At 50.1% G+C, this 1,602-nt stretch carries 1 rRNA gene and 1 other annotated feature (1 of these 2 running past the window's edge); the gene reads right to left on the bottom strand.

What is annotated here, in order from left to right:
* Window positions 1-92 (bottom strand): 5S ribosomal RNA (rrf, locus tag DK430_RS12965); the annotation flags it as partial.
* Window positions 93-294: 202 nt separating this feature from the next.
* Window positions 295-1,602: a sequence feature (mutual gap in cmsearch alignment for this rRNA model is longer than 100), on the bottom strand; it runs 1,709 nt beyond the window's last position.

The following is a 1,602-nucleotide window of genomic DNA, read 5'->3' as shown; positions in this document are numbered from 1 at the left end:
TGGGGATACCCCACACTACCATCGGCATTACGGCGTTTCACTTCTGAGTTCGGTATGGAGTCAGGTGGGCCCACCGCACTATCGCCGCCAATATTCTTTTGATGATTCGCTCTCGCTTTCTTCTCTGTCCTTTTATCCTTTCTTCTCTTTTACTCTTTCTCTCTATCATCCCAAAACAAGCTTCAACTTAACTCTCTTTCCCAGCCCTTCCTGTTATCTCTCTTCGCTTTCCTGTCAGCTTTCTTTCGCTCTCATCTCTTTGTCTCTTCATCCGCAAAAACACTTGAGCGTTGTATGGCTAAGCCTCTCGGGCAATTAGTACGCGTTAGCTCAATGACTCACATCACTTACACACCACGCCTATCTACGTCTTCGTCTTAAACAACCCTTACAGACTTATAGTCTGGGAGAACTCATCTCTTGGCAAGTTTCGTGCTTAGATGCTTTCAGCACTTATCTCTTCCGCACTTAGCTACCCGGCAATGCGTCTGGCGACACAACCGGAACACCAGCGGTGCGTCCACTCCGGTCCTCTCGTACTAGGAGCAGCCCCAACCAATTCTCCAACGCCCACGGCAGATAGGGACCGAACTGTCTCACGACGTTCTAAACCCAGCTCGCGTACCACTTTAAATGGCGAACAGCCATACCCTTGGGACCTACTTCAGCCCCAGGATGTGATGAGCCGACATCGAGGTGCCAAACACCGCCGTCGATATGAACTCTTGGGCGGTATCAGCCTGTTATCCCCGGAGTACCTTTTATCCGTTGAGCGATGGCCCTTCCATTCAGAACCACCGGATCACTATGACCTACTTTCGTACCTGCTCGACTTGTCCGTCTCGCAGTTAAGCTTGCTTATACCATTGCACTAACCTCACGATGTCCGACCGTGATTAGCAAACCTTCGTGCTCCTCCGTTACGCTTTGGGAGGAGACCGCCCCAGTCAAACTACCCACCAGACACTGTCCGAGACCGCGTTCCGCAATCTTCGTTAGAACATCAAACGTTAAAGGGTGGTATTTCAAGGACGACTCCATAATCACTGGCGTGACTACTTCAAAGTCTCCCACCTATCCTACACATCAAAATTCAATGTTCAGTGTCAAGCTATAGTAAAGGTTCACGGGGTCTTTCCGTCTAGCCGCGGGTACACCGCATCTTCACGGCGATTTCAATTTCACTGAGTCTCGGGTGGAGACAGCCTGGCCATCATTATGCCATTCGTGCAGGTCGGAACTTACCCGACAAGGAATTTCGCTACCTTAGGACCGTTATAGTTACGGCCGCCGTTTACTGGGGCTTCGATCAGGAGCTTCTCTTTCGATTACACCATCAATTAACCTTCCAGCACCGGGCAGGCATCACACCCTATACGTCCACTTTCGTGTTTGCAGAGTGCTGTGTTTTTAATAAACAGTTGCAGCCAGCTGGTATCTTCGACTTACTTCACCTTCACCCGCAAGGGGCTACAATTACGGTAAGCGCACCTTCTCCCGAAGTTACGGTGCTATTTTGCCTAGTTCCTTCACCCGAGTTCTCTCAAGCGCCTGAGTATTCTCTACCTGACCACCTGTGTCGGTTTTCAGTACGGTTTAGAT

It is taken from the genome of Aggregatibacter kilianii (assembly GCF_003129965.1).
Classification (GTDB): Bacteria; Pseudomonadota; Gammaproteobacteria; order Enterobacterales; family Pasteurellaceae; genus Aggregatibacter; species Aggregatibacter kilianii_A.
Note: the sequence above shows the minus strand (reverse complement) of the source record. Positions and strands in the feature narration are given on the sequence as shown.